We start from the raw sequence: 24023 nt of genomic DNA, 5'->3' as shown, positions 1-24023 counted from the left end.
CCTGCTATCGTGCGCCGATGTCATCGATCAAGCAGTTCCAAGTCACCTTCGACTGCGCGGAACCCGAGCGCGTGGCCCGCTTCTGGTGCGAGGTACTGGGCTACGTCGTACCGCCGCCCCCGGAGGGCTTTGCCACGTGGGAGGACTTCCACCGCTCCCAGCCGCCCGAGGAGCAGGGCACATGGGCCGCCTGCGTCGACCTCTCGGGGGTGGGCCCGCGCCTGTTCTTCCAGCGCGTCCCCGAAGGCAAGACCGCCAAGAACCGGGTGCACCTGGACGTGCGGGCCGGCACCGGACTCGTGGGGGAGGAGCGCCTGGCCGTACTTGAGGCCGAATGCGCACGCCTGGTCGCGCTCGGCGCGGTCCGTGTGCAGCTGCTGGCCGCCGACGAGGACAACGAGTCGTGCATCGTGATGCAGGACATCGAGGGCAACGAGTTCTGCCTCGACTGACCCGCCCCCTGCTGTCACCGACGGGTCACCGGCGCCCGGTTGAGGCCTGCCGTCGGGAGAGGCCCAGCCTGCGCCGCTCTCGGTCGACCTCGGCGACGACCACCGTGACCTCGTCGCCCACCTGGACGGCATCCGACGGGGTCCGTACGGGCGTCCGGGTGGGCTCGCGCAGAGGCACCAGCCCCTCGATGCCGTCGCCGACCAGGCCGAAGGCACCGAAGGGGACCACCTCGGTGACCGGTCCGCGCGGATTCCGCCCTGCCGCGATGCTGTCGGCGAATGCCAGGAAGAGGGCCGGCCGCATCGCTCGCAGGGACAGTCGGGCCTCCAGATTCCAGGTGTCGAACTGGAGGACGGCCCCCGGTGATCACCGACTAAAGTTGATCATGTCTGGGACGTAAGTCCTGTTTTGGGTATGGGCGCGCCGTTGGCCACTTCTGCTGGTCCGTTCCTTGTGTCAGGGTCGCGATCAAGGTCGTCCTGGTGCGCGCGGCTTCGTCCCTTGAGGTCCGCGCCGGGGCGACATCGCCATTGACGGGAAAGTCTCATGCCTGTTCTGCACCGCACAACTGCCGGTTCCATAGCCGCCGTCACCACCGGCGCACTCCTCCTGGGCATCGCCCCGGCCGCCCTTGCCGACGGCCCGTCAGCGGTCGAGAAGACCGCGGCCGCCGTTGAGAGGGCCACCGGCACCACCGACATCGCCCCCAGCGAGCCTTTCGCCGACGGAACCCTCACCGCCAAGACCGCCAACGAGGACGGGCCGAGCGCGACGGTCACCCTCCCCGCCACAGCCGACGGCACCGTCAACACGACGACCTCCGGCGGCCTCAGCGTCAGCATCGGCCTGCCGAACACCAGTAACGCCCAGGCCGTCAAGACCGCCAACGGCACGGTCGTCTACCCGGACGCTGCCAGAGGCACCGACCTGGCCCTGCAGCCCACCACTGACGGCGGCGCGCGAGCCCTGGTCACCATCAACAACAGCGACGCTGCCCGGGAGTACCGCTTCGATCTGCACCTGCCTGACGGTGCCGTGACCCAGCAACTGGACGACGGCACGGTTCTGATCCTGGCCGGTGCGGGCGAGGATGCGGAAATCATCGGTGCCTTCGACGCCCCATGGGCAGAGGACGCGAACGGGAAAGCTGTTGCGACCGCCTACCGCGTCGAAGACGGCGCGTTAGTTCAGTCTGTTGAGTTCGACCATGAGGCGGCCTTCCCGATCGTCGCCGACCCGCAGATGACGCTCGGGAAACGGGTCTATCTGCACTTCGGGATCAAGGAGGTGAAGGGGATCGCCAAAATCGGCACTCCGGCCAAGTACCTGTCTGCCGCCGTGTGCAAGAAGGTGCCCTCGACCATCGCTATCGTCCTCAAGCCCCGCGCCGTATGTGCGTATCTCGTGACCAAACGCGTGGGAGCTACCGTGAAGGTGTTCAAGGATGCGGCCAAGCGCAGCCAGTGCGTGCGCGTCACCGTGCCGTTCACGCCGGTCGGAGAGGCCATGACCGTGACGAGGAAGAAGTGCAGCAGCCTGCAGTGAGTGAGCATCGTGGCTCCGGCGAGAAGAACGCATGGCGCGGCCCGCTTTTGTGCTTTGTGGAGATTGCCGCAGCGGTGTTCGTCATGAACTGGTTCTTCAGCGATGACCGGGACCCCCTGCCCACTGCGATCATGTGGTCTTGCGTGGCTGGAGCAGCGGCGAGCATCCTCTTCCCCGGTCTTGCCCGGCTGTACAAAGCGTGGCGCAAGCGCTTCTGAGGGAAGCCGTGGGGAGTTGCCGGGGCGGCATGAAGGGAGTGAGCGATGAGCGAACAGCAGCGGCACGGCGGCGAGGAACCCACCTGGGACTCCCTCGGCACCAAGGGGAAGATCCTGGCCGCGGTCGGGATCACGGGACTCGGCGTCGGGGTCGCGGCCCTCGTTCTGCTCTTCCTCCTGCTCATGGTCCTGATCGTGACGGCCGCGTTCAGCGACTCGATCGAGTTCGACGGGCCGGGCACCCTGCTCTGGGCCGCCCTGCTGTGTCTGCCCTGCGGGCTGCTCGCCGGTGTCTTCACCGCCCCGGTGCGCTTCCTGCTGCGCCTCAACCAGCCCGCCCGGCGCACTCGGCAGGCGGTGGAGGCGGTCGCCTCCTGCCTCACCACGTTCCTCGCCGCCCTGTTCGTCCTGGAGTTCACCCCCGGCCTGCACGCCACCGACCCGTACCTGCCCGCGGCGGGGGCCACCGTGCTCGGGATCGCGGCGGACCTGGTGGTGGAGCGGGCGGAGTCCCGCAGGCGGCAGCGGCCGCGGGAGCGTCAGGGGCGGTAGCGCTCAGCCGGAGGCGAGCGGCCGCTGCCGCAGCTCGTGCATGGCGATGATCAGGGAGCGTTCGCGGGCGAAGTCGGCATGGATGTGCACCGCCGCCGGGGACAGGTGCTCCACGGCCTCGTCGATGGCCGCCAGCGCCTGGGTGTAGTGGCCCAGCCCGCGGTGAGCCGTGGCCTCGCGGAACAGCGCGATCGGGTCGGTCCGGGTGGCGAACGCTTTACGGTCCAGGATGCGCAGCATGGCTTCTTCGCGGCCCGCCAGGCCGTGGGCGAGCCACAGCCCGTGCAGCAGGACATGCAGCGTCTTGGCGTGGTCGTCGGCCTGCGCCAGCACCTCGTCCATGAGCGGGTATCCGCCGCGGTCGGACCGGGCGAGCAGGGCGAAGGCCCCCAATGCCCGCGAGTAGCAGTCCAGTTCGCCTCCGCCGTGCGAGGTGTGGGGGGCCAGGAGTTCCTCGATGGCCTGACAGCGGAAGTCGTAGCGCAGACTGTTGAGGTAGAGGTGCCGCAGGGCGCGGGCCGCGGTCGGCTCGCCGTGCCGGGCGATCTCGTGCGGTTCCAGCAGCAGCAGCGCGCTGCGCCCCATGGCGCGCGCCTGCCACGCGGCATCGGCGCACACCTCGGCCGACTCCTGCCAGGTGGCCCCCATGCCGCCGAGCAGGTCCGCGAGCAGCAGGGGCCAGCGCTCACCCTGCGCGGCCGACGCCGCCGCGGCGGCCCGCAGGCGGTCCAGCAGCACCTCGCGCCCGCCCGGGGCCCTGGCATCAGTCATCGGGTCCTTGCCTTCCGTGGCCGACACCTCCCCACCTGCCGCCTGCCGCCTGCCGCCTGCCGCCCGGTGCCCGGGGCGTTCAGGAGCGGCAGCGGGGTGAGCGTGCCCGCGGCCGCCCGGAGCGCAGCGCGGTGGTGAGGGGGACGGGTCCCTCCTCACCACCGCGCCGCCTGCGGCTGCCGAACGCGTGTGTCAGCGCCGGGCGCCGGGCGCGTGGCCCGTGCCCTCGTGGTCGTAGCCCGCGGCCTCGGCCCAGACGATGCCCAGCGGGCCGCCGGTGCTGTCGTACGTGCCGGCGAACCCCTCGTGGTCGTAGCCCACCTGGTGGTGCGGGGCGTAGCGGTCGTGGTCGTCGTCGGCGACGGCCGCGCCTGCCCCGACGGCCAGGGCGGAGACGGTCAGGGCGGCGGCGAGGATGGTCGAGCGAACGCGCATGAGTATATTCCTCCTGGAATATGCAGGTACTGTCGCTATGTCACCTGCCGCGGCAGCGGGGCCGGGTAACGGCATGGCCCACCCTCTCCACCCGAACGGGCCCCGGAGTGCTACCGCACGGCCCACTTGATCGGCTCCTTGTAGTACCCCTGCGAGTACGTCACCGCCTTCAGCGTGGCGTCGGCGGGAATGAGGTAGGGCTCGCACACGGTGCGCGTCTCGCCCTTCTTCCAGATGTCGTCGCCCTCCAGGCTCTTGGCGCCGTCGTTGCCGACGCAGTCCGAGGGCCGGCTGGAGAGGTCGCCGATGAGGAGGAACTTCGTCGCGGGCTCGCCCGCGGAGGTCTCGCCGCTCACGTCGCTCATCACCATCGGCTCCTTGACCGCGGAACCGCCCACGTGCTTGGCCTTCACATAGATCCAGGCGACCTTCAGGTCCTTGTACTTCTTCCGGTCGTTCAGCTCGTCCAGGTCGGCCGGCTTGCCCAGGGTGACCTTCGTCGGCGTGAGGGAGAACGTGCCGGTCTTCTCGTACTTGGTTATCTCCTGCACCGGCCCGGCCTGCCCGAGCTTGAGGTCCTTGGGCGCCCGGCTCGCCTCCGCGGACCCGCCGGCCCCGCCGGACCTGCTCTTCTTGCCCGACCCGCCGCCGCACGCGGCCAGCGAGAGAGCGGTGACGGCGGCAAGAGCCGCGAGGCCGATGCGCCGGCGGCAGGGGGTGGTGCGCTGAGTACTCATGTGTTTCCTGTGTTTCCTGATCCTGTGTGTTGCTCGGTGCGGGCGGCGTCACGACCGTCAGAGGATGCCACGGGGCAGGAGCCGCGCGTACGCGGCCCTGCCGAGTCCCGGCGGCCCGCGGATGCCGTGCGCCGTATCCGCGCGGGGGCAGGCCGGGGAGGACGCCCCCCGGGTCAGAGGTCCTGCCAGGTCAGGACTTTCGCCACGACCGCACCGGGGCGAGTCTTTCCAAGGTGCTGACTGCCTGTCAGGCGCGGTGCGTGCGCGCCCGCCTGACCAGCCGTCACTGCCCGCTGCCTGCGGAGGGGAACCGGGAACCGATGCCCGCCACCGTGACGCGCCGTCTGTCTCTGGCCTGTGTCGCAGCCGTCACCAGCGGGGCGCTCCTTGCCGCCGTGGCTCCCACCGCCATGGCCGCCGGCACCGCCGCCGTCGCGTCCGCCGCCCACGTCGCAGCGGGCGAGGCGACGGCGCCCGCTCTCACCGCGGAGCAGTGGGCCAGAGCCGCCGCACGCCACGAGACGCGGAGGTCCCCCGTGGCCTACATGTTCATCTTCGGCTGCTTCTGCGTCCTGGGGGCGGTCAGTCTCCTGGCCGCCCGCACCGGATACCGGGGTGAGGCCTGCGACAGGTCTGCCGGGTATGACGTCCCGGCGCGGGTGAAGGCCGACCCCGCGCTCAGGAAGCGGGCGAATCAGCTGATCGCTTTCTGGTGCACCGGCGCGGCGCTGCTGCCTTCGGCATCCCGGGGCGGGTGCCGGACCGGGGTGCCGAAGGGGTGCCGCGAAAGCGCTGAGCGCATGCGTGGAGGGGCGGGCCGGGGAGGGGGGGAGTGGGTGGGTGTGTGTCCGGGAGGGGGCCCGGTGTGGTTACGTGAACGGCTCCTCGCGCAGGTCCGCCACCGCCTTCTCGATCCGCCGCCGGCGCGTCTCGGGCTTCTTCGCGCTTTCGATGGCGTGCACGTGCGCCCTCTTGCGGCTGGGTGACAGCCGGTCGTAGACCTTGCGGGCGATCGGGTCGGCGTCCAGGGCCTGGGTGAAGTCATCCGGTTCGACCAGGACACGGGGTTCGGTGTCCAGGACGAGGTCCACCTCGACCTCCTCGCCGGTCTCGACGCCGGCGGCCTCCCGGTTGGCCTTGCTGAAGCCGATCAGGTGGCGGCCCCGCATGATCGCGAGGCGGCTGTTCCAGGAGTGCCCGTTGACCGTGATGGTCACGGCCGGCCGTTTGCCTCCGTCGAGCTTCTCCACGACCTCCGGAGGAACTTCCAGGCCCCGCATGGGCTCGGGAGGCTCGACGTGGGTTCGGAACTTCATCATCTGCTCCTGTCGACGTGGGGCGGCGCGCGGCGCGACGGTCACCTGGGTGCGTCCGGGGATCGTGCTGTGTCACATCCTGACGGGGCCGGGCGCCCTGGGGGCGGGGTTCGGTGCCATCCGTGTGGCGCAGCGTACGGCGGCCCGCGCGGGAGCGTGGCGCGGGCCGGCGGCCGGCAGGGGTCAGTCGAACACCGGCTTGCGGTCCCGGGTGCGCTTGAGCTCGAAGAACCCGTCCGTCGCGGTGACCAGCAGCACGCCGTCCCACAGCTTCGCCGCGGCCTCGCCGCGCGGTACGGGGGTGACCACCGGGCCGAAGAACGCGTTGCCGTCCACGGCGATCACCGGGGTGCCCACGTCGTAGCCGACCCGGTCCATGCCGGCGTGGTGCGAGGCGCGCAGCGCCGTGTCGTACTCGGTGGAGTCCATCGCCGCGGCCAGTTCCCCCTCCAGGCCGGCCGCCTCCAGCGCGGCCCTGAGGGTGTCCCGGTCCTTGGGCGCCTTCCGGTGGTGGTAGCGGGTGCCCAGTTCGGTGTAGAGGCGGCCGAGCACCTCGGGGCCGTACTTCTGCTCGGCGGCCATGCACACCCGCACCGGCCCGAAGCCCAGCCCGACGCGGTACTTGTGCGGCACGTCGCGCCCCTCGTTCAGGACGGCGAGGCTCATCACGTGCCAGCGGACGGTGATGGGCCGCTGCCCCTGCACCTCGTGGATCCACCGGGAGGCGATCCACGCCCACGGGCACTGCGGGTCGAACCAGAAGTCGACGGCGCTCACGCGCTCCTGGGGCCCGGGGCCCGCGGTGTCCTCCTGGGGCATCGGCATGTCAGCCTCCTTCGCGAGGGTTTTGTGCTGTGGGCGGGGTGCGGGCCACTCATGGCTCATGCCGAGGGGGCGGGGGCGTCGGTGCGCAGTCCGCCGAGCACCTCCTCGACGGCCTTGAGGGCGCTGGCCACGCACTGGCCGACGCCGACCCCGTCGTAGGCGGCGCCGCACACCGCGAGCCCGGGCTGTGACGTGACCCCCGCACGGATGCGCGCCACCCGCTCCAGGTGCCCGACCGTGTACTGCGGCACCGCCGCGCCCCACCGGCTCACCCGCGAGTCCAGCGGCCCGCCGGTGATCCCGGTGACCTCGGCGAGTTCGGCGGCGGCGAGCGCGACGAGGTCGGCGTCCTCGCGTCCGAGCAGGTCCTCGCCGCCGCTGCCGCCGGCCTGGCAGCGCACGATGTCCACCTCGCCCGCCAGGTGCGGCCACTTCACGGTGGAGAACGTGACCACCTTCAGCGCCCGCCCGTCCACCGCCGGCACCCGGTAGCCGCTGTGCCCCAGGGCGCGCATCGCCGCGAGCGCCTCACGGGGGAAGGCGAGCGTGATGATCACGGAGCCGGCGTAGGGGATCTCGGCGAGCGCCGCGGTGGCCTGGGAGCTGCCGGCCCCGGCGAGCAGCGGGCCGGCCTGGGCGGCGGGAGTGGCGACGATGACGGCGTCCGCGTCGAGGTGCTCCGGCCCGGCGGCGGCGTCCACGCGCACCCGCCAGCCGTGCGCGCGGCGTTCGAGGGCGCGCACCGTGGTCCCGGTGCGCACCGCCGAGCCGGGCGAGGCGGCGAGCAGGCCGTCGGCCAGGACCTGGGGCAGGGAGCCGAGCCCCCGGGCCAGGGTGGAGATGCCGGTGGTGGGCGCCTGCCCCGGCGGCGGCGGGGCGGGCAGCAGCGCCGCGGCCGCCTCGGCGAGCGAGGCGCGCCGGCGCGCGGCGGTGACCAGCGGGGTGAGGGTGGCCTCGAACGACAGCTCGTCGGCGCGGCCGAAGTAGGCGTCGGACAGGAAGGGGTCCACCAGGCGGTCCACGACCTCACGGCCCAGGCGTCCGCCGACGAAGTCCGCCACGGACACGTCCCCGTCCCGCTCGCTCCGCGCCAGCGTCAGGTCCTCGCGCGCCCGGGCCGTCCCCGCCTCGGACAGGACGCCGGACGCGGCGAGCTCGTCCAGGTCGCAGGGCACACCCATGAACTGGCGCTCCAGCGGCGGCCGCAGCTGCTTTCCGCTCCACAGCGCCATCGACTTGGTGCCCGCCGCCACGACCTGGTCCTCCAGGCCGGCCGCCCGGAGCAGGCGGGCGGTCTTGGGACGCCGGGCGTAGGTCGACTCCGCGCCCTCGTCGATGACGACGCCCGCCAGCTCCGAGACGGCCAGCTGCCCGCCCAGCCGGGACCCGGCCTCAAGGACGGTCACCCGCACCGGCTCCTCGCGCAGGAAGAACGCCGCCGCCAGCCCCGCGACGCCGCCCCCGACGACGACCACATGCGGAACCGCGCCTGCCCGAGCCACTCCGTTGTCCGCCATACGACCTGCTCCTTCGTGGATACGGTGTCGCATCAGTTTTGAAGGGGTGTCGATAGTCTCGGTTGAGCGGGAGTGGACCCGAAACCGGCCCGTTCCAGGGGCAGTTGGGGCTGTGCGAGCCTCCTTGCCGCCGGGGGTGCCGCACCCGATTCATCCTCAACCCGCCATCGACCGGGCCGCTGGACATTACCGCTGCGACAACACACCCATGGAACCTGAGGAGAGTGGTGGCATGCGGAAGGTCGTTTCCCAGGACGGCACAACGATCGCCTGTCGCAGCACCGGCGACGGCCCGCCCATCGTGCTGATGAACGGCGCGTTCCGCGATCACACCATCTTCGACGCGCTGGTCCCGGAGCTGGCGCCGCACTGCACCGCCTACGTCTACGACCGCCGGGGCCGGGGACAGAGCGGCGACGCCCCCCACTACGCCGTCGAGCGCGAGATCGAGGACCTCGCGGCGGTCATCGAGGACGCCGGCGGACAGGCGGTCGTCTTCGCCGGCTCCACCGGCGCGAACCTCGCCCTGGAAGCGGCCCTGGCCGGCGTGCCGATCACCAAACTCGCGCTGCACGAGCCCTACTTCCGCATCCCCCCGCACCCCAAGCCGCCGGCGGACTGCATGGACACCCTGCGCACGCTGCTCGCCCAGGACCGGCGCGGCGAGACCGCGGAGTACTGGCTGCGCGAACTGCTGGGCCTGAGCCCCCAGGTCATCGCCGACTGGCGCAAGGCCCCCCTGTGGGCGACGAACGAGACCAACGCCCACACCCTGCTGTACGACACGACCATCCTCGGCGACTTCGAGGTGCCCGCCGAGCGCCTGGCGGCCCTGCGGACCCCGACGCTGGTCCTCAACAGCGACGCGACCGGCGACTGGCTGCGCGACGCGGCCCGGGCGACCGCGACCGTCCTGCCCAACGGCTGGGGGATGCAGCTGCCCGGCTCCTGGCACCGCATCGACACCGACATCCTGGGCCGGGCCCTCACCGGCTTCGCCACCACCTGACACACCAGCTCCGCCGCCGCGGCCGGCACCGGTCACCGGCCGCGGCGGCGGCGTGCCCGCACCCGTGGGCGACGGCGCCGCCGGGCGAGCCCCCGGAGCCGGCCGCATCGGCCTCGATCCGGGTCCGGCCAGGACCCCGTCCACAGTCACCGGGGGCCAGGTGCACGGCCCGGGCCCCCGGGCCAAGGGTCAGGCCACCGGCACCGTCCAGTTGTCGCGCAGCCACGTCTCCAGGGGGACCAGGGCGGGCCGGATGCGGCGCAGTTCGGGCATGTCGGCGCTGTAGCCCTCGTGGTCGAGCCAGTCGAACATGGCGGCCAGGTCCGGGCGGGCGGTGCGCAGCGGTTCGAAGGAGCGCTGCTCGTAGCGGGCCGGGACACCGGCCACCGTCCCGAACGCCGCGGCGATCTGCGGTCCGGTCAGTTCCGCACTGGCGATCTCCACCTGCCGGCCCAGCCACGCGGCCGGGTCGTCGAAGGCGTCCGCGGCGAACGCCCCGATGTCGCTCGTCGCGATCACCTGGACCGGCACCTCGGGGCGCAGCCACAGGCCGAGGACCAGCTCGCCGTCGACCGGCTTCGGGCCGAGGTCCAGGAGGATGTCGTAGAACATGGTCGGCCGCAGCACCGTCGCCGGCAGGCCGAGCTTGTGGAGGTGCTGCTCGATGTTCCACTTGCTCCGGAAGTGCGGGATGACCTCGCAGCGGTCCGCGCCGCCCACCGAGCTGTACACGAAGTGGGCCACGCCCGCCTCGGCGGCGGCCTCGGCCACCGCCTTGCCCTGCCGCTCCTCCGCGGCCACCCCGCCGGGACCCCGGAACGTCTGGACGCTGAACACCCCCTGCACGCCCCGCATCGCCGCGCTCAGCGACGCCCTGTCCTCCAGGTCTCCGCGCACGAGCACCGCACCCGCCTCGGCGAGCGCGAGCGCCGCGGGCGCCTGCGGATCACGCACCAGTGCGTGTACGACCCGTCCCCGGCGCAGCAGTTCGCGGGCCGTCGCACCTCCTTGCCGGCCGGTTCCGCCCAGCACCAGGACCGCTCCGTCTACCGCCACGGTATTCCTCCGTTGTCCATTGCCCACCGATATGTGTGGTCCCGGCCTGCCCGGGGGCGGGATGCCGTGGGCAGGCCGGGACCCTGTCGTCTGCCGTGCGATTCAGGAACGGGAAGCGGAACCCGCGGTGATGCCCGGGTCGAGCAGGCGGGAGAACGCGTTGGCGAGCAGGTCCGCCGGGTTCTCGCCGGCGCCCATGCTGCGCCAGGCCACGTGGTTGTCGGGGCGCACCAGGACGGCGCCGTCCGCGGAGACCTCGCGGACGCGTTCCCAGCCGCCCTCGGCGTCAGTGAACTCCGCGCCCTCGCCGATGCGGACCGCGTGGATGGCCACGGACAGCTTCTCCGCCACCTGTGCGGCCGCCTCGGCCCACGCGGTGCCCTGCGCCCCGGTGATCAGCACGAACCCGGCCGGGGAGCCGGTCAGGTCGTGGGTGGACAGGCGCCGGCCGTCCTGTTCGAGCCATGCGTGCGGCAGCCGGTGCCCGGGCCGGGTGGTGGGCCGGTACACATCGCGCATCGGCACCCGGGCCGGGGGTGTGCTGCCGTCGGGGACGACCGCGCCCTGCTCGTAGTTGAAGCCGATCTCGAAGTCGTGCGCCTGGCAGCCGGCGCGGTGGGTGTCCAGGATCTCCGCGGTCCGGGCCCGCACCACCTCGCCGATGGGGGACTGGTCGAAGTACGCGGCGAACATCCGCTGCCTGCGCTGGGCGGGGGCGTGCGGGCCGAGGCCCACCGTGTCCAGGACGGCCTGGTGGTGGGAGGCCGCGGAGACCGCCCAGTCGACGTTGAGCTGGCACACGGGCCGCCGCTCGGCCTCGTAGGTGTCCAGGAAGGCGTCGTCGGCGCGGCCGCCGAGCACCGCGGCCAGCTTCCACGCCAGGTTGTGGGCGTCCTGGATGCCGGAGTTCAGGCCCAGGCCGACGGTGGGCGGCTGGCGGTGCGCGGAGTCGCCGGCCAGCAGCACCCGTCCCTTGCGGTACCGCTCGGCGACCAGGGCCTGCACCGTCCAGTTGGTCACGTGGTGCAGGTTCAGCTCCAGGTCGGGCAGGCCCAGCAGCTGGCGCACCCGGGCCACGACCGACTCCTCGTCGAGCCGGTCGGCGTCCATCGGCGGGAAGTGCAGGACCCACTCCTCGCAGGCCTTGCCCCAGCTGGGGCCCATCTCGATGAGGTTGCTGCACAGGTCCGGGTCGTAGGCGTTGAGGAAGTGGGTGAGCAGGGTGCCCTCCTGCCACCACTGCGACAGGTCGGCGCTGAAGTACGCGGTCGTCACGTCCAGCAGGCCGGGCACGCCCTGCATCTCGATGCCCAGGGCGCCGCCCACCGTGCGGCCGCCGTCGGCCCCGATCAGGTAGCGGGCGGTGACCGTGGTGGTCTCGCCGGTGGCCCGCTCGCGGACCTCGGCAACCACCCGGTCGCCGTGGTCGGTGAAGGCGACCATCTCGTGGCCGAACAGGACGCGTCCGGGGTTACGTTCCTCGGCGGTGCGCCGCAGGATCGGCTCCAGGCGCACCTGCGGCAGCTTGACCGGCATGACCGGGCCGGCCGCCGCGTACCGCTCGCGCAGCGTGCCGCCGCCGAAGGCGTCGATCTCGTGGAGCTGCTGGGCGTCCATCGGCCGGTCCCCGGCGAGCGAGGTCAGCCAGCGCAGCTTCCCGAACAGTTCCAGGGGCGCCCCCTGTTCCACCATCGGCCCGTCGAGCCCGTGCTGACGGAAGATCTCCATCGTGCGCTGATTGAGGTAGTGCGCCTTGGGCACGTGCGCGGTGTCCGCGTGCCGTTCGACGAGCAGGTGGTCCACACCGTGGTCGGACAGGAAGTTGGAGGCGGCAAGACCGCATCCGCCACCGCCCACGATAAGAACCGGAACCTCGACTGCTCCCATTTTCGTCCTTCCGGAAGGTGACAGTCTCACGCTCACGGGGACTGCCGGATGTGCCGGGAATGAAAGCGGCACGGAATGTGCCGGGATGTGCCGTGCTCGGCTGTGCATGCTGCATGCGTGATGTGCGCGAAGCATGACCAGGGGTTCTCCAGCCCGGGTCGATGACGGGTGGATCCGCCGGGTCGCTCGGTCGGGTGGCTCCCGCCGGGTGGTTCAGCTGCGCCGGGCCGCGTCCGCCAGGGCCCGGTGGAGGCGGTCGTCCTCGGTCTGGCCGGCCTCCCACTGCACGCCGAGCGCGAAGGGGTGGCCCACCGCCTCGACCGCCTCGACGACGCCGTCGGGTGTGCGGGCGGTGGCGGTCAGGCCGGTGCCGATCCGGTCCACGGCCTGGTGGTGGTGGCAGGCGGTCTTGGGGGTGTCGTCGCCGAAGATCTCGGCGATGCGGCTGCCGGCCCGCAGCTCCAGGACGTGCCGGCCGAACTCGAAGCCGGCGCCCTGCGGGCGGTGGGCGTCGCTGCCGGTGACCTCCGGCAGATGCTGGTGCAAGGTGCCCGCGCACCGCACGTTGAGCAGCTGCATGCCGCGGCAGATGGCCAGCAGCGGCAGCTGCGCCTCCAACGCGGCGCCGATCAGGGCGAGTTCGGCGCGGTCCAGGTCCGGGCTGCCGCCGCGGGTCCTGGGGTGCCGCTCCTGCCCGTACAGTGCGGGATCCACATCCGGGCCGCCCGGGACGAGCAGGCCCTGGAGGCCGCCGACGAGCTGCTCGACGCCGGGCCCCGGCGGCAGCACCACGGGAGTGCAGCCCGCGGCGGCCAGGAAGTCCACGTGCGACTGGAGCGAGAGGCTCACCACCATGTCGGTGCCCTGCAGGGTGACCGGGACCGTCCGTGCGGTGATCCCGACCACCGGCTTCGCCGGCCGTGCCGGCCGTGCTGACTTCATGTCCCTGTCTCCTGGTCCGTGGAGCGGGGTGCCACGTAGACGAAGCCGTCCTCGACCTTCACCCGGTAGGTGGCGATCGGCTGGGTGGCCGGCGGGTTGACGGGCTTTCCGGTGCGCAGGTCGAAGCACGAGCCGTGCAGCCAGCACTCGATCGTGGTGCCGTAGACCTCCCCCTCGGCGAGGGAGACCTCGGCGTGCGAGCACAGGTCGCTGACCGCGTACACCGTGTCGTTCCTGCGCACCAGCGCCACCGGTGCGTCCTCGACCTCCACCGCGATCGCGCCGTCGGCCGGGATCTTGTCCACCGGACAAACCTTGATGAAGCTCATCGCTCCCGCTCTCCTCCTGCATCGGGGTCCGGTATCTCCCGGATCTCACGCGCCGGGAGTCACGTTCCGCCCGGGCTCTTGAGGATGAGCCGAGCAGAAGACGAGGTTCATCGGAGCCCGCGGGCGGGCGCCGGGCCGGATGCGGGGCCTGCTACCAGGGCACCGGGCCGTCCTCCGACAGGGAGGCTCCCGAGGGCCCGGCGGCGTCCAGCAGCGCCAGCCGGACCGCGATCACAGCGCCCTGGGCGGGGGTGCGCCGGCCCCGGTGGCCGTTGATGTCCGTGGCCACCACGCCGGGGTGGGCCGCGTTCACCTTGACCGGGGTGTCCCGCAGCTCCTTGGCGTAGGCGAGGGTCAGGGCGTTCAGCGCGGTCTTGGAGGACTGGTAGGCGAGCATGTTGACATGCGCCATCGGGGAGGCGGGATCGGCGTTGAGGGCCAGCGAACCCAGGTGGCTGGACATGTTGACGATGCGCCCGGCCGGCGAGCGGCGCAGCAGCGGCAGCATCGCGTTGGTCACGGTGACCACGCCGAAGACGTTGGTCTCGTACACCTCCCGCAGGTCGTCCGCGGCCGCCTGGCTGGGCGCCCCGGTGAAACCCCCGGCGATCCCGGCGTTGTTGACCAGGATGTCCAGGCGGCCGTAGCGCTGCTCGATCAGGTCCGCGGCCCGGGCCACGCAGGCCGCGTCGCGCACGTCGACGCGCAGCGGCACCGCCGTGATGCCGCGGTCCGCAAGGACGGCGCTCGCCTGTTTGCCGCGCACCTCGTCCCTGGCGCCGACCAGGACGAGCACGCCCCGCTCGCCCAACTGCCGTGCGGTCTCCAGCCCGATGCCCTTGTTGGCGCCCGTGATCAGCGCGATCTTGTCGAGGGGCACGTCGGTCGTCCCTTCCGTCGTAGAGGGGGGATGTCGTAGCGGGGGATAGGGGGGCGGGCGCGCCCGCCCCGGCTCCGGCGGGGCTCACCCACGTCGCAACCCGTCGAAGACTCACACAGTTCGACCGGCACACCCCAGGCCATGGTGAACGCCGCACATGTTCAACTGCGGCAACGCGCGGTCGAACACCGGCGCCGGCCGCGGGCGTTCGCCACCCCCTTGCAGGACGGACAGCGCGACGGCAGCCTGGTGCACCGGCACTCGCCGCTGCCCGCCCCCGCTTCGCCCGCCGCCCCCGCGCACCTGGCCGGGAGGCGCCGGAGCGACGGCGGCGCGGGCCCGAACTCACAGGAGACGCCCCGATGCCACCCCGGATGAACAACCCCTCGCTGGTCGTCGCCGACGCCCTGCAGCCCCTGCTCGACCTGACCAAGGTCATCGGCAAGGTCGGCGTCCCGCAGCGCACGCTCGACCTCATCCGGCTGCGGGTGAGCCAGATCAACGGCCGCATCTACACCATCCCCGACGACCTGGGTCAGGCCGCCGAGGCGGACACCCGCCTGCCCCAGGTCGCCGAGTGGCGCGAGGCGACCTGCTTCAGCCCCGCCGAGCGCGCCGCCCTGGCGCTGGCCGAGGACGCCACCGAACTCAGCGGCCGCGACGACGCGGTGCCCGACGAGGTCTGGCAGGACGCGGCCGGCCACTACACCGAGGAGGAACTCGCTTCCCTGGTCATCCACATCGGCCTGGTCAACTGCTGGAACCGCATCAACGTCGCCACCCGGCAGGTGCCCGCGGCCTGGCGCTGAACCGCCCCGCCCACCCCGGACAGCGCCCGTCGGCGACGAGGCCTGTCACATCCGCGCGCCGCCGGGCGTCATAGCAGTGACGGCCGGCCCCTCACGCACCCCGCCGACCACCCAGCCGCAGGGAAGGAACCGCACCGTGTTGAAGCTCATCAACGCCGGTCTCGGCAGGACCGGGACCACCTCACTCCAGGTGGCGCTGGAACAGCTCGGATACGGCCCCTGCTACCACATGTTCGACATCGTCGGCGACGAGAACCGTCTTGAGCAGTGGGAACGCATCATCTGCGAGGGGCAACAGCCCGACTGGGAGACGGTGTTCGAGGGATACACCTCCGCGGTGGACGGCCCTCCCTCCTTCTACTACGACCAGATCATCCAGGCGTTCCCCGACGCCAAGGTCGTCCTCACGGTGCGCGACGCCGACGGCTGGTACGAGAGCACGTACAACACGCTGTACCAGTTCGTCCTGAAGAACAAGGAGACCCCTCCCGAGCAGGGCACCCGCCAGGCCCGGGTCTTCCGCATGACCAACGTCATGACCTGGGAGGGGCTGTTCAAGGGCCGGTTCTCCGACAAGGACCACGCCATCGAGGTCTACCACCGCCGCAACCAGGAGATCATCGACGCGGTCCCCGCCGACAACCTCCTGGTCTACGACGTCACACAGGGCTGGGAACCGCTGTGCGCCTTCCTGGGTGAACAGGCGCCGACGACCGTCTTCCCGCACGCCAACACCACCGCGAACATGCGCGAGCGGATGCAGCAGATGGCCGCCGGCGGCCCGCCCGCCCCCGGCACTCCCTCCGTATCCGGCGCTCCGTCCGCACCCGGCGGAGCGCGGTAACAGCACCCCCTCTTCTTTTCTCCTTTCCCCGCGGAGAGCCGAATTCCCGGCTGCTCCGCGGGGTTTTTCGCGTTTGCAGAACCGGCCCGCCGCACTGGCCCGATACCGCCATTCAAGGCCCGCTCGACCGGCGGTCATTGTTCAACCGTAGTTGTTTTCACGCCACTTCCCGCAGCCGATAGTCTCGCGCCGCCCCCTGGACCCTGCCCGTGAAAAACCGGCCTCGCCGGCCTGCCCGTATATCGGCCCGGCCGCGGACCAGCCTCAAGAAGGGGATTACGTGAGGAAGTTCCTAGCAATTACGGCGGCGGCCGCCACTGCCCTGGCGGGAACGCTCGCCGCGGCACCGGCGAAAGCCCCGGCCGACCGGCCGGTGTCCGGCGTCTCCTGGGCGCCCTGCCCGGACAGCGACCCCGTCGTCGGGGGCCTGCTCAAGGGGCTGGAGTGCGGCTCGCTCGACGTCCCGCTCGACCACGACCGGCCCCAGGGCCGCACCATAGAACTGGCGCTGACCCGCGCCAAGCACACCGCACCCCAGGAGCAGTACCAGGGCATCGTGCTGCTCAACCGCGGCCAGTGGCCCGGCCAGTTCGGCCGCGACCTGCCCACCCGGTTCGCCAAGGGCACCTCCGGACTGTCCCCGGCCGTCGGCGCCACCTACGACTGGATCGGCTTCGACCCGCGCGGCACCGGCGCCAGCGAACCGCGGATCACCTGCGAGCCGGGCTACGTCTGGCCCGGCACCGCCCGCGCCGACCTGGTCCCCGCCACCACCGCAGAGGAAGAGGCCTGGCGCACCAAGGCCCGCGACTACGCCGCCAGCTGCGGCCGCGCCCACGGCGACACCCTGGACCACCTCGGCACCAAGGACGCCGCCCGCGACCTGGACCTGATCCGCCGGGCCCTGGGCCAGGAACAACTCACCTACTTCGGCTGGGACTACGGCACCTACCTCGGCTCGCTGTACGCCTCGATGTACCCCCACCGGGTGCGCCGCATGGTCCTGGACACCGTGATGCTCCCCGAAAAGGGCTGGTACAAGAACGTCCTCGCACAGAACGCGACCTTCGAGAAGAGCGCCGAGAACTACTTTTCCTGGATCGCCCGGCACGATGCGACCTACCACCTGGGCACCACCCGGGCCGCGGTCGAGGCCAAGTACTACGAGGGCATGGACCTGCTGCGCCGGGCGCCCGTCGAGGGCAGGATCGGCCCGGCCGAGTACACCGAGGTCTTCCTGGTCCCCCTCTACCGCCGCTCCGCCTGGACCGGCCACACCAAGGCCCTGGCCGACTGGGTGCTGCGCAAGGACCCCGCGGGCCTGAAGGCCCACTTCAACGAACCGGGCTACCCCACGCAGAACAAGCAGGCCATGTACAACGCGGTCCAGTGCACCGACTCGCCCTGGCCGCGCGACTGGCAGCGCTGGCACACCGATTTCTCCCGCCAGTACCACGCCGGCAACACCTTCCTGACCTGGTACAACGCCTGGTATAACGCGCCGTGCGCGTTCTGGCCCGCGCCCGCGGACACCCCGCGGATGATCGGCGCCAAGGACGTCGACGCGCTGGTGGTCCAGGGCCAGCACGTCGCCGGCTCCCCGCTGTCGGGCGCCCACGCCCTGCACCGGCGCTTCCCCAACTCCCGGCTGCTGGTGGAGCGCGAGGGCTACGAGCACGAGACGTCCCTGTCCCGCAACGCCAACGCCTGCGTCAACGACCTGGTCGGCGCCTACCTCAGGGACGGCAGCCGCCCGGCCGCCGGCCAGGGCGCCGACGCCACCTGCCAGGCGGGCCCGCAGCCGGTCCCCGCGCCCTGACCCGCACCCGGAAGCCGGCCCGCACCCGGAACGTGCCCCCGGTATCCGGAAGTTGTTCGTCCGCCCGCCGCGTTCAACCGCGTGAAATGCGCGGTTGAACGCCCAATCCATCGGCCCCGCTTATGAATTCATCACCGTCATTGCAGCCGAACATGGTGATGTGTAGTTTGACATCGACGATTCCTCAGCCGCCCCGCGTGGAAGGTCAACAATGGAAACTGGCGTAATAATTGTCGGTGCCGGGCCGGTCGGATTGATGCTGGCCGGCGAACTCCACTTGGGCGGTGTGAATGTCGCCGTCTTCGACAAGCTCACCGCCCCCTCCGGGGAATCCCGCGCGCTCGGCTTCAACCGGCGGGCAGCGGAATCACTGGACCAGCGCGGACTGCTTCCCCGGCTCGGTGAATTCCGGTGGGGCCCGATGGGGCACTTCGGCGGCGTCCGCTTCGACCTCGGCATGCTGGACGAGGACCACAGCGGCGTCCTGGGGCTGTCCCAGGCCCGCACCGAGGCCATGCTGGGCGGCTGGCTGGCCGAGCTCGGGGTGCCGGTGCACCGCGGCCACGAGGTGACCGCGCTGCGCGAGCGGGAAGACGGCGTCGAGGTGAGCTTCACCGGTCCCCAGGGTCCCGGCGCGGCGAGCGCCCGGTACGTGGTGGGCTGCGACGGCCCGCACAGCACCGTCCGCACGGCGGCCGCCATCCCCGTCCAGGAGTGGCAGCCCACCCGCGGCATGTACACCGCGGAGATCACCGGGGTGACGCTGCGCCCGCGGCCCATCGGCGAACGCCTGCCCGGCGGCCACATGGTGGTGTGCACCCCGCTGGGCGAGGGCCGCTGCCGCATCGTCGTCCACGACAAGGACCTGCCCCCGCGGCAGGACCCCGCCACCCTGACGTTCACACAGGTCGCCGACGCCTGGCAGCGCCTCACCGGCGAGACCATCCACCACGCTCAGGCGCAGTGGATGTGGTCGTGCGACAACGCGGCCGCCCTGGCCGGCACCTACCGGCGCGGCCGGGTGCTCCTGGCGGGCGACGCCGCGCACGCGATGCCGCCGCTGGCCGCCTGGGGACTCAGCGCCGGACTGCAGGACGCGGTCAACCTCGGCTGGAAACTGGCCGCCGTGCTGGCCGGCCGGGCCCCGGAAGACCTGCTGGACACCTACCACGGTGAACGCCACCCGGTCGGACAGCAGCTGATCCGTAACGCCCGGGCCGCCTCGATGCTCTACCTCGGCGACGCCGACATGGACCCGCTGCGCGGCGTGCTGGGCGAGCTGATGGCCCACCAGGACGCGGCCGGACACCTGGCCGGCATCGTGAGCGGCCTGGGCATCGGCTACGACATGGGCCCGGGGGAGCACCCGCTGCTGGGCCGGCGCATGCCGCCCCACCGCGAACTCGCCCTGCCCGACGGCACCGTGGTCCGCGTCGCGAGCCTGCTGCACAGCGCGCGCGGCGTGCTGATCTGTACGCGGGGCACGGAGGGCGCGGGCAAGGCCGCCCAGCTCGCCGCGGACTGGAGCGACCGCATCGACATCGTCACCGCCGCCTGGGCCGACCACCCCGATCCGGTGGCGGAGGCGGTCCTGGTCCGGCCCGACGGCTACGTCGCCTGGACCGCGCCGGGCAGCGACCGCGACCTGAGCGAGGTACTGGCCCACTGGTTCGGCACCCCCCGCGCCAGCCACCGAACAGGAGCGTGCGCATGACCAGGGACGTGATCGTCGTCGGCGCGGGCCCGGTCGGGCTGATGATGGCCGGCGAACTGCGCCTGGGCGGCGCCGACGTCGTCGTCTACGAAAAGCTGCCCGCCCCGGCGCGCGAGTCCCGCGGCGCCAGCCTCACCCGGCGCGCCGTCGAAAGCTTCGACCAGCGCGGACTGCTGTCCCGGCTCGGCGCGACCGAGCCCGCCGACAGCCACTTCGGCGGCGTGCCCATCGACCTGGGCATCCTGGCGGAGGACCACAGCGGCGCCCGGGGCGTCTCGCAGTTCCGCACCGAGCGGATGCTGGAGGACTGGGTGGGCGAACTCGGGGTGCCGGTGCGCCGCGGCCATGAGGTGACCGCGCTGAGCGAGCGGCCGGGCGGCGTCGACGTGACCTTCGAGGGGCCGCAGGGGCCCGGCCGGGACAGCGCCCGCTACCTCATCGGCTGCGACGGCGGCCGCAGCACCGTCCGCAAGCTGGCCGGCATCGACTTCTCCGGGCCCGAACCCACCCGCGGCTTCTACACGGCCGACGTGACCGGCATCGAGACCCGCCGCCGGCGCATCGGCGAGAACCTCCCCGACGGCAGCATGATCATGGCGATGGACCTGGAGGACGGCGTCACCCGCATCGTCGCCTACGAGCGGGGCATGCGCCCCAAGGACCGCGACTCGCTGTCCTACGCCGAACTCGCCGACGCCTGGCAGCGGTTGACCGGCGAGTCCATCCACCACGGGCAGTGCCGCTGGATCAGCTGCTTCACCGACGCCTCCCGGGTGGCCGCCGAATACCGGCGCGGCCGCGTCTTCCTGGCGGGCGACGCCACCCACGTCCAGCCGCCGGCCATGGCCCAGGGGCTGAGCGTGGGCGTGCAGGACGCGGTCAACCTCGGCTGGAAACTGGCCGCCGTGCTGGCCGGCCGGGCCCCCGAAGACCTGCTGGACACCTACCACGGCGAGCGCCACCCCATCGGACGGCAACTGGCGCGCAACGCCCGCGCCGCCATCGAACTGCGCCTCACCGGCCAGGAGATGGCCCCGCTGCGCGACGTGCTGGGCGAGCTGCTGACCCACCAGGACGCGGCCGCACACCTGGCCGGCGTCCTCAGCGGCCTGGGCATCGGCTACGACATGGGCCCGGGGGAGCACCCTTTGCTGGGCCGGCGCCTGCCGCCCCACCGCGAACTCGCCCTGCCCGACGGCACCGTGGTCCGCGTCGCGAGCCTGCTGCACCGCGCGCGCGGCGTGCTGATCTGTACGCGGGGCACGGAGGGCGCGGGCAAGGCCGCCCAGCTCGCCGCGGACTGGAGCGACCGCATCGACATCGTCACCGCCGCCTGGGCCGACCACCCCGATCCGGTGGCGGAGGCGGTCCTGGTCCGGCCCGACGGCTACGTCGCCTGGACCGCGCCGGGCAGCGACCGCGACCTGAGCGAGGTACTGGCCCACTGGTTCGGCACCCCCCGCACCACCACCGCCCCCGCCACCGCGGCTGCCGGGCCGCTCTGACCCGGATGCGCGGCGCGGACGACACCCCCCGACCCCCTCAGGAGATTCACGTGACGACCGGAGTCACCGTCTGGCTCACCGGACTGCCGAGCGCCGGCAAGACCACCATCGCCTACGAGCTGGCCGACCGGCTCCGCGCGGACGGCCACCGCGTGGAGGTCCTGGACGGCGACGAGATCCGCGAGGCGCTCTCGGCCGGCCTCGGCTTCTCCCGCACCGACCGCGACACCAACGTGCAGCGCATCGGCTTCGTCGCCGAACTCCTGGCCCGCAACGGCGTCCTGGCGCTGGTCCCGGTGATCGCCCCGTACACCGACAGCCGCGAAGCGGTGCGCAAACGCCACGACAGCAACCGCACCCCCTACCTCGAAGTGCACGTCGCCACCCCCCTGGCGGTGTGCAGCGCCCGCGATGTGAAGGGCCTGTACGCCAAGCAGGCCGCGGGCGAGCTGACCGGCCTGACCGGAGTGGACGACCCGTACCAGGAGCCCACCGCGCCGGACCTGCGCATCGACTCCCAGCACCAGACCGTGCGGGAGTCCGCCGCCGCGGTGTACGCCGTGCTCACCGAAAGGGGACTGTTATGACGCCGACCGTCGACCCGGTCAGGGCCGGCGAGGAGGACGGGGCAACCGCCTGCGCCCTCTCCCACCCCGACGCGCTGGAGTCGGAGGCGGTCCACATCCTGCGCGAGGTGGCGGGCGAGTTCGAGAACCCGGTGGTGCTGTTCTCCGGCGGCAAGGACTCCATCGTCATGCTGCACCTGGCACTGAAGGCGTTCACGCCGGCGCCGGTGCCCTTCGCGCTGCTGCACGTGGACACCGGGCACAACTTCCCCGAGGTGCTGGCCTTCCGCGACCGCGCGGTGGCCCGGCACGGACTGCGCATGCACGTCGCCTCGGTGCAGGACTACATCGACCGCGGCGAGCTCAAGGAACGCCCCGACGGCACCCGCAACCCGCTGCAGACCCGGCCGCTGACCGACACCATCCAGCAGCAGGGCTTCGACGCCGTGTTCGGCGGCGGGCGCCGGGACGAGGAGAAGGCCCGCGCCAAGGAGCGCGTGTTCTCCCTGCGCGACGAATTCTCCCAGTGGGACCCGCGCCGCCAGCGCCCCGAGCTGTGGAACCTGTACAACGGCCGGCACCTGCCGCGCGAACACGTCCGCGTCTTCCCGCTCTCCAACTGGACCGAGCTGGACGTGTGGCTGTACATCGCCCGCGAGCGCATCGACCTGCCCGAGATCTACTTCGCCCACGAACGCGAGGTGTTCCGGCGCAACCACATGTGGCTGACCGCCGGCGAGTGGGGCGGCCCCAGGGACGGCGAGCGAACCGAGCGGCGGCGGGTGCGCTACCGCACGGTGGGCGACATGTCCTGCACCGGCGCGGTGGACTCCGACGCCGACACCATCGAGAAGGTCATCACGGAGATCGCCGCGTCCCGGCTGACCGAACGCGGCGCGACCCGGGCCGACGACAAGCTCTCCGAGGCCGCGATGGAAGACCGCAAGCGCGAGGGGTACTTCTGAGATGAGTGTTCTGACCGACACCACCGTCGACACGCTGCGCTTCGCCACCGCCGGCTCCGTGGACGACGGCAAGTCCACCCTGGTGGGCCGCCTCCTGCACGACTCCAAGTCGGTCCTGGCCGACCAGCTGGAAGCCGTCGCCCACGCCTCCCGCAACCGCGGCCAGGCCACCCCCGACCTGGCACTGCTCACCGACGGCCTGCGCGCCGAACGCGAACAGGGCATCACCATCGACGTCGCCTACCGCTACTTCGCCACCCCGCGGCGCCGCTTCATCCTCGCCGACACCCCCGGACACGTGCAGTACACCCGCAACATGGTCACCGGCGCCTCCACCGCCGAACTGACGGTGATCCTGGTCGACGCCCGCAACGGCGTCGTCGAGCAGACCCGCCGCCACACCGCCATCGCCGCCCTGCTGCGCGTCCCGCACGTCGTGCTCGCCGTCAACAAGATGGACCTCGTCGGCCACCAGGAGTCCGTCTTCACCGCCATCGCCGAGGAATACACCGCCTACGTCAAGGAACTGGGCGGCCCCGAGGCCACCGTGATCCCCATCTCCGCGCTGGCCGGCGACAACGTCGTGGACACCTCCGCGCACATGGACTGGTACGGCGGCCCCACCGTCCTGGAACACCTGGAGACCGTGCCGGTCGGCCACCAGCCGGCGCACTGCTCCGCCCGGCTGCCCGTGCAGTACGTGATCCGCCCGCAGAGCCCCGAGCACCCCGACTACCGCGGCTACGCCGGCCGGATCGCCGAGGGCGCCTTCCACGTCGGGCAGCAGGTGCGCGTACTGCCCTCGGGCCGCACCTCCACCATCGCCGCCATCGAACGCCTGGGCCGGCCCGTCCACAGCGCCCGGACCCTGGAGTCGGTGACCGTGCTGCTCACCGACGACCTCGACGTCTCGCGCGGCGACCTGATCGTGCCCGCCACGGACGCGCCGGCCACCACCCAGGAGGTGCAGGCGACCGTGTGCCACGTCGCCGACCAGCCGCTGCGCGTGGGCCACCGGGTGCTGCTCAAACACGGCACCCGCACGGTCAAGGCCATCGTCAAGGACATCCCCTCCCGGCTCACCCTGGACGACCTGTCCCTGTATCCGCACCCCGGACAGCTCGCCGCCAACGACATCGGCCGGGTCGAGATCCGCACCGCCGAACCGCTGCCCCTCGACTCCTACACCGACTCCCGGCGCACCGGCTCGTTCATCCTGATCGACCCCGGGGACGGCACCACCCTCACCGCGGGCATGGCCGGCGAGTCGTTCGCCTCCCCGGACCCGGCCGCCGAGGCCGCCCGGGACGACGGATGGGACTTCTGACC

General features: G+C 72.2%; 25 protein-coding genes. 13 read left to right on the top strand and 12 right to left on the bottom strand.

The features are described from left to right. Positions 1 to 17 precede the first annotated feature (17 nt). Entirely contained in the window at positions 18 to 452 is a 435-nt protein-coding gene (locus AB0H82_RS24160; RefSeq protein WP_362995973.1) for a VOC family protein, read from the top strand. A 25-nt stretch (positions 453 to 477) separates the two neighbouring features. Here the strand turns inward: AB0H82_RS24160 and AB0H82_RS24155 are convergent, their stop codons facing one another. Beyond that, positions 478 to 756: a S1 RNA-binding domain-containing protein gene (locus tag AB0H82_RS24155; protein WP_362995971.1), complete on the bottom strand. Its 279-nt coding sequence runs from the start codon at positions 754 to 756 to the stop codon at positions 478 to 480. 243 nt (positions 757 to 999) lie between these two features. Here AB0H82_RS24155 and AB0H82_RS24150 point away from each other — a divergent pair, with 243 nt between their 5' ends. From AB0H82_RS24150 to AB0H82_RS24140, 3 genes are read left to right on the top strand one after another with little or no spacing between them, the layout of a single operon-like run. Next, the gene (locus tag AB0H82_RS24150) at positions 1000 to 1998 is read left to right on the top strand and encodes a hypothetical protein (RefSeq protein WP_362995969.1); all 999 of its coding nucleotides are present in this window, start codon (positions 1000 to 1002) and stop codon (positions 1996 to 1998) included. Beyond that, complete coding sequence (locus tag AB0H82_RS24145) at positions 1995 to 2216, top strand: hypothetical protein (RefSeq protein ID WP_362995967.1); 222 nt, start codon at positions 1995 to 1997, stop codon at positions 2214 to 2216. Before AB0H82_RS24150 ends, AB0H82_RS24145 begins: the two co-directional genes overlap by 4 nt. 45 nt (positions 2217 to 2261) lie before the next feature. Continuing rightward, on the top strand, positions 2262 to 2768 hold the full coding sequence (locus AB0H82_RS24140; RefSeq protein ID WP_362995965.1) for a hypothetical protein: 507 nt from the start codon (positions 2262 to 2264) through the stop codon (positions 2766 to 2768). A gap of 3 nt (positions 2769 to 2771) precedes the next feature. On the opposite strand, the gene AB0H82_RS24135 is transcribed toward AB0H82_RS24140, so the two are convergent. From AB0H82_RS24135 to hemG, 6 genes are all read right to left on the bottom strand, one after another. Beyond that, positions 2772 to 3566, bottom strand: coding sequence for a hypothetical protein (locus AB0H82_RS24135; protein WP_362995963.1), 795 nt, complete (start codon positions 3564 to 3566; stop codon positions 2772 to 2774). Between the two features lie 165 nt (positions 3567 to 3731). Further along, positions 3732 to 3974, bottom strand: a complete 243-nt coding sequence (locus AB0H82_RS24130; protein WP_362995961.1) for a hypothetical protein — start codon at positions 3972 to 3974, stop codon at positions 3732 to 3734. A 110-nt stretch (positions 3975 to 4084) separates the two neighbouring features. Further along, entirely contained in the window at positions 4085 to 4711 is a 627-nt protein-coding gene (locus AB0H82_RS24125; RefSeq protein WP_362995959.1) for a hypothetical protein, read from the bottom strand. An 869-nt stretch (positions 4712 to 5580) separates the two neighbouring features. Continuing rightward, complete coding sequence (locus AB0H82_RS24120; RefSeq protein ID WP_362995957.1) at positions 5581 to 6030, bottom strand: YdeI/OmpD-associated family protein; 450 nt, start codon at positions 6028 to 6030, stop codon at positions 5581 to 5583. A 180-nt stretch (positions 6031 to 6210) separates the two neighbouring features. Then, on the bottom strand, positions 6211 to 6846 hold the full coding sequence (locus tag AB0H82_RS24115) for a DsbA family protein (RefSeq protein WP_362996045.1): 636 nt from the start codon (positions 6844 to 6846) through the stop codon (positions 6211 to 6213). A gap of 62 nt (positions 6847 to 6908) precedes the next feature. Beyond that, entirely contained in the window at positions 6909 to 8369 is a 1461-nt protein-coding gene (gene hemG, locus AB0H82_RS24110) for a protoporphyrinogen oxidase (RefSeq protein WP_362995955.1), read from the bottom strand. 232 nt (positions 8370 to 8601) lie between these two features. Between hemG and AB0H82_RS24105 the strand changes: the two genes are divergently transcribed. Continuing rightward, positions 8602 to 9378 (top strand): alpha/beta fold hydrolase, encoded by a 777-nt coding sequence (locus AB0H82_RS24105; protein WP_362995953.1) that lies wholly within the window; start codon positions 8602 to 8604, stop codon positions 9376 to 9378. A 189-nt stretch (positions 9379 to 9567) separates the two neighbouring features. On the opposite strand, the gene AB0H82_RS24100 is transcribed toward AB0H82_RS24105, so the two are convergent. The 5 genes from AB0H82_RS24100 to AB0H82_RS24080 form a co-directional block, all read right to left on the bottom strand. Then, positions 9568 to 10434, bottom strand: a complete 867-nt coding sequence (locus AB0H82_RS24100; protein ID WP_362995951.1) for an NmrA family NAD(P)-binding protein — start codon at positions 10432 to 10434, stop codon at positions 9568 to 9570. A 102-nt stretch (positions 10435 to 10536) separates the two neighbouring features. Next, the gene (locus AB0H82_RS24095) at positions 10537 to 12321 is read right to left on the bottom strand and encodes an FAD-dependent monooxygenase (protein ID WP_362995949.1); all 1785 of its coding nucleotides are present in this window, start codon (positions 12319 to 12321) and stop codon (positions 10537 to 10539) included. A gap of 213 nt (positions 12322 to 12534) precedes the next feature. Then, complete coding sequence (locus AB0H82_RS24090) at positions 12535 to 13263, bottom strand: gamma-glutamyl-gamma-aminobutyrate hydrolase family protein (protein WP_362995947.1); 729 nt, start codon at positions 13261 to 13263, stop codon at positions 12535 to 12537. Continuing rightward, entirely contained in the window at positions 13260 to 13592 is a 333-nt protein-coding gene (locus AB0H82_RS24085) for a non-heme iron oxygenase ferredoxin subunit (protein ID WP_362995945.1), read from the bottom strand. The genes AB0H82_RS24090 and AB0H82_RS24085 overlap by 4 nt, the downstream gene beginning before the upstream one ends. A 151-nt stretch (positions 13593 to 13743) precedes the next feature. Continuing rightward, entirely contained in the window at positions 13744 to 14472 is a 729-nt protein-coding gene (locus AB0H82_RS24080; RefSeq protein ID WP_362995943.1) for an SDR family oxidoreductase, read from the bottom strand. Between the two features lie 362 nt (positions 14473 to 14834). Here AB0H82_RS24080 and AB0H82_RS24075 point away from each other — a divergent pair, with 362 nt between their 5' ends. The 8 genes from AB0H82_RS24075 to AB0H82_RS24040 all read left to right on the top strand — a co-directional run bounded on the left by AB0H82_RS24075 (position 14835) and on the right by AB0H82_RS24040 (position 24021). After that, complete coding sequence (locus AB0H82_RS24075) at positions 14835 to 15281, top strand: carboxymuconolactone decarboxylase family protein (protein WP_362995941.1); 447 nt, start codon at positions 14835 to 14837, stop codon at positions 15279 to 15281. A 136-nt stretch (positions 15282 to 15417) separates the two neighbouring features. Next, positions 15418 to 16125, top strand: coding sequence for a sulfotransferase family protein (locus tag AB0H82_RS24070; RefSeq protein ID WP_362995939.1), 708 nt, complete (start codon positions 15418 to 15420; stop codon positions 16123 to 16125). Between the two features lie 280 nt (positions 16126 to 16405). Continuing rightward, a complete protein-coding gene (locus AB0H82_RS24065; RefSeq protein WP_362995937.1) occupies positions 16406 to 17944 on the top strand; it encodes an alpha/beta hydrolase in 1539 nt (512 codons plus the stop codon). 211 nt (positions 17945 to 18155) lie between these two features. Next, positions 18156 to 19658, top strand: coding sequence for an FAD-dependent monooxygenase (locus tag AB0H82_RS24060; protein WP_362995935.1), 1503 nt, complete (start codon positions 18156 to 18158; stop codon positions 19656 to 19658). Continuing rightward, a complete protein-coding gene (locus AB0H82_RS24055) occupies positions 19655 to 21163 on the top strand; it encodes an FAD-dependent monooxygenase (protein WP_362995933.1) in 1509 nt (502 codons plus the stop codon). The genes AB0H82_RS24060 and AB0H82_RS24055 overlap by 4 nt, the downstream gene beginning before the upstream one ends. Positions 21164 to 21213: 50 nt before the next feature. Next, the gene (cysC, locus tag AB0H82_RS24050) at positions 21214 to 21750 is read left to right on the top strand and encodes an adenylyl-sulfate kinase (RefSeq protein ID WP_362995931.1); all 537 of its coding nucleotides are present in this window, start codon (positions 21214 to 21216) and stop codon (positions 21748 to 21750) included. Further along, positions 21747 to 22694 (top strand): sulfate adenylyltransferase subunit CysD, encoded by a 948-nt coding sequence (gene cysD, locus AB0H82_RS24045; RefSeq protein WP_362995929.1) that lies wholly within the window; start codon positions 21747 to 21749, stop codon positions 22692 to 22694. Before cysC ends, cysD begins: the two co-directional genes overlap by 4 nt. Before the next feature lies 1 nt (position 22695). After that, complete coding sequence (locus tag AB0H82_RS24040; protein ID WP_362995927.1) at positions 22696 to 24021, top strand: GTP-binding protein; 1326 nt, start codon at positions 22696 to 22698, stop codon at positions 24019 to 24021. Positions 24022 to 24023: the final 2 nt, after the last annotated feature.

The organism is Streptomyces sp. NPDC050732 (assembly GCF_040654255.1).
In the GTDB taxonomy this organism is placed as follows: domain Bacteria; phylum Actinomycetota; class Actinomycetes; order Streptomycetales; family Streptomycetaceae; genus Streptomyces.
The sequence above is the reverse complement of the archived record's forward strand: the minus strand, read 5'-3'. Positions and strand labels throughout refer to the sequence as shown.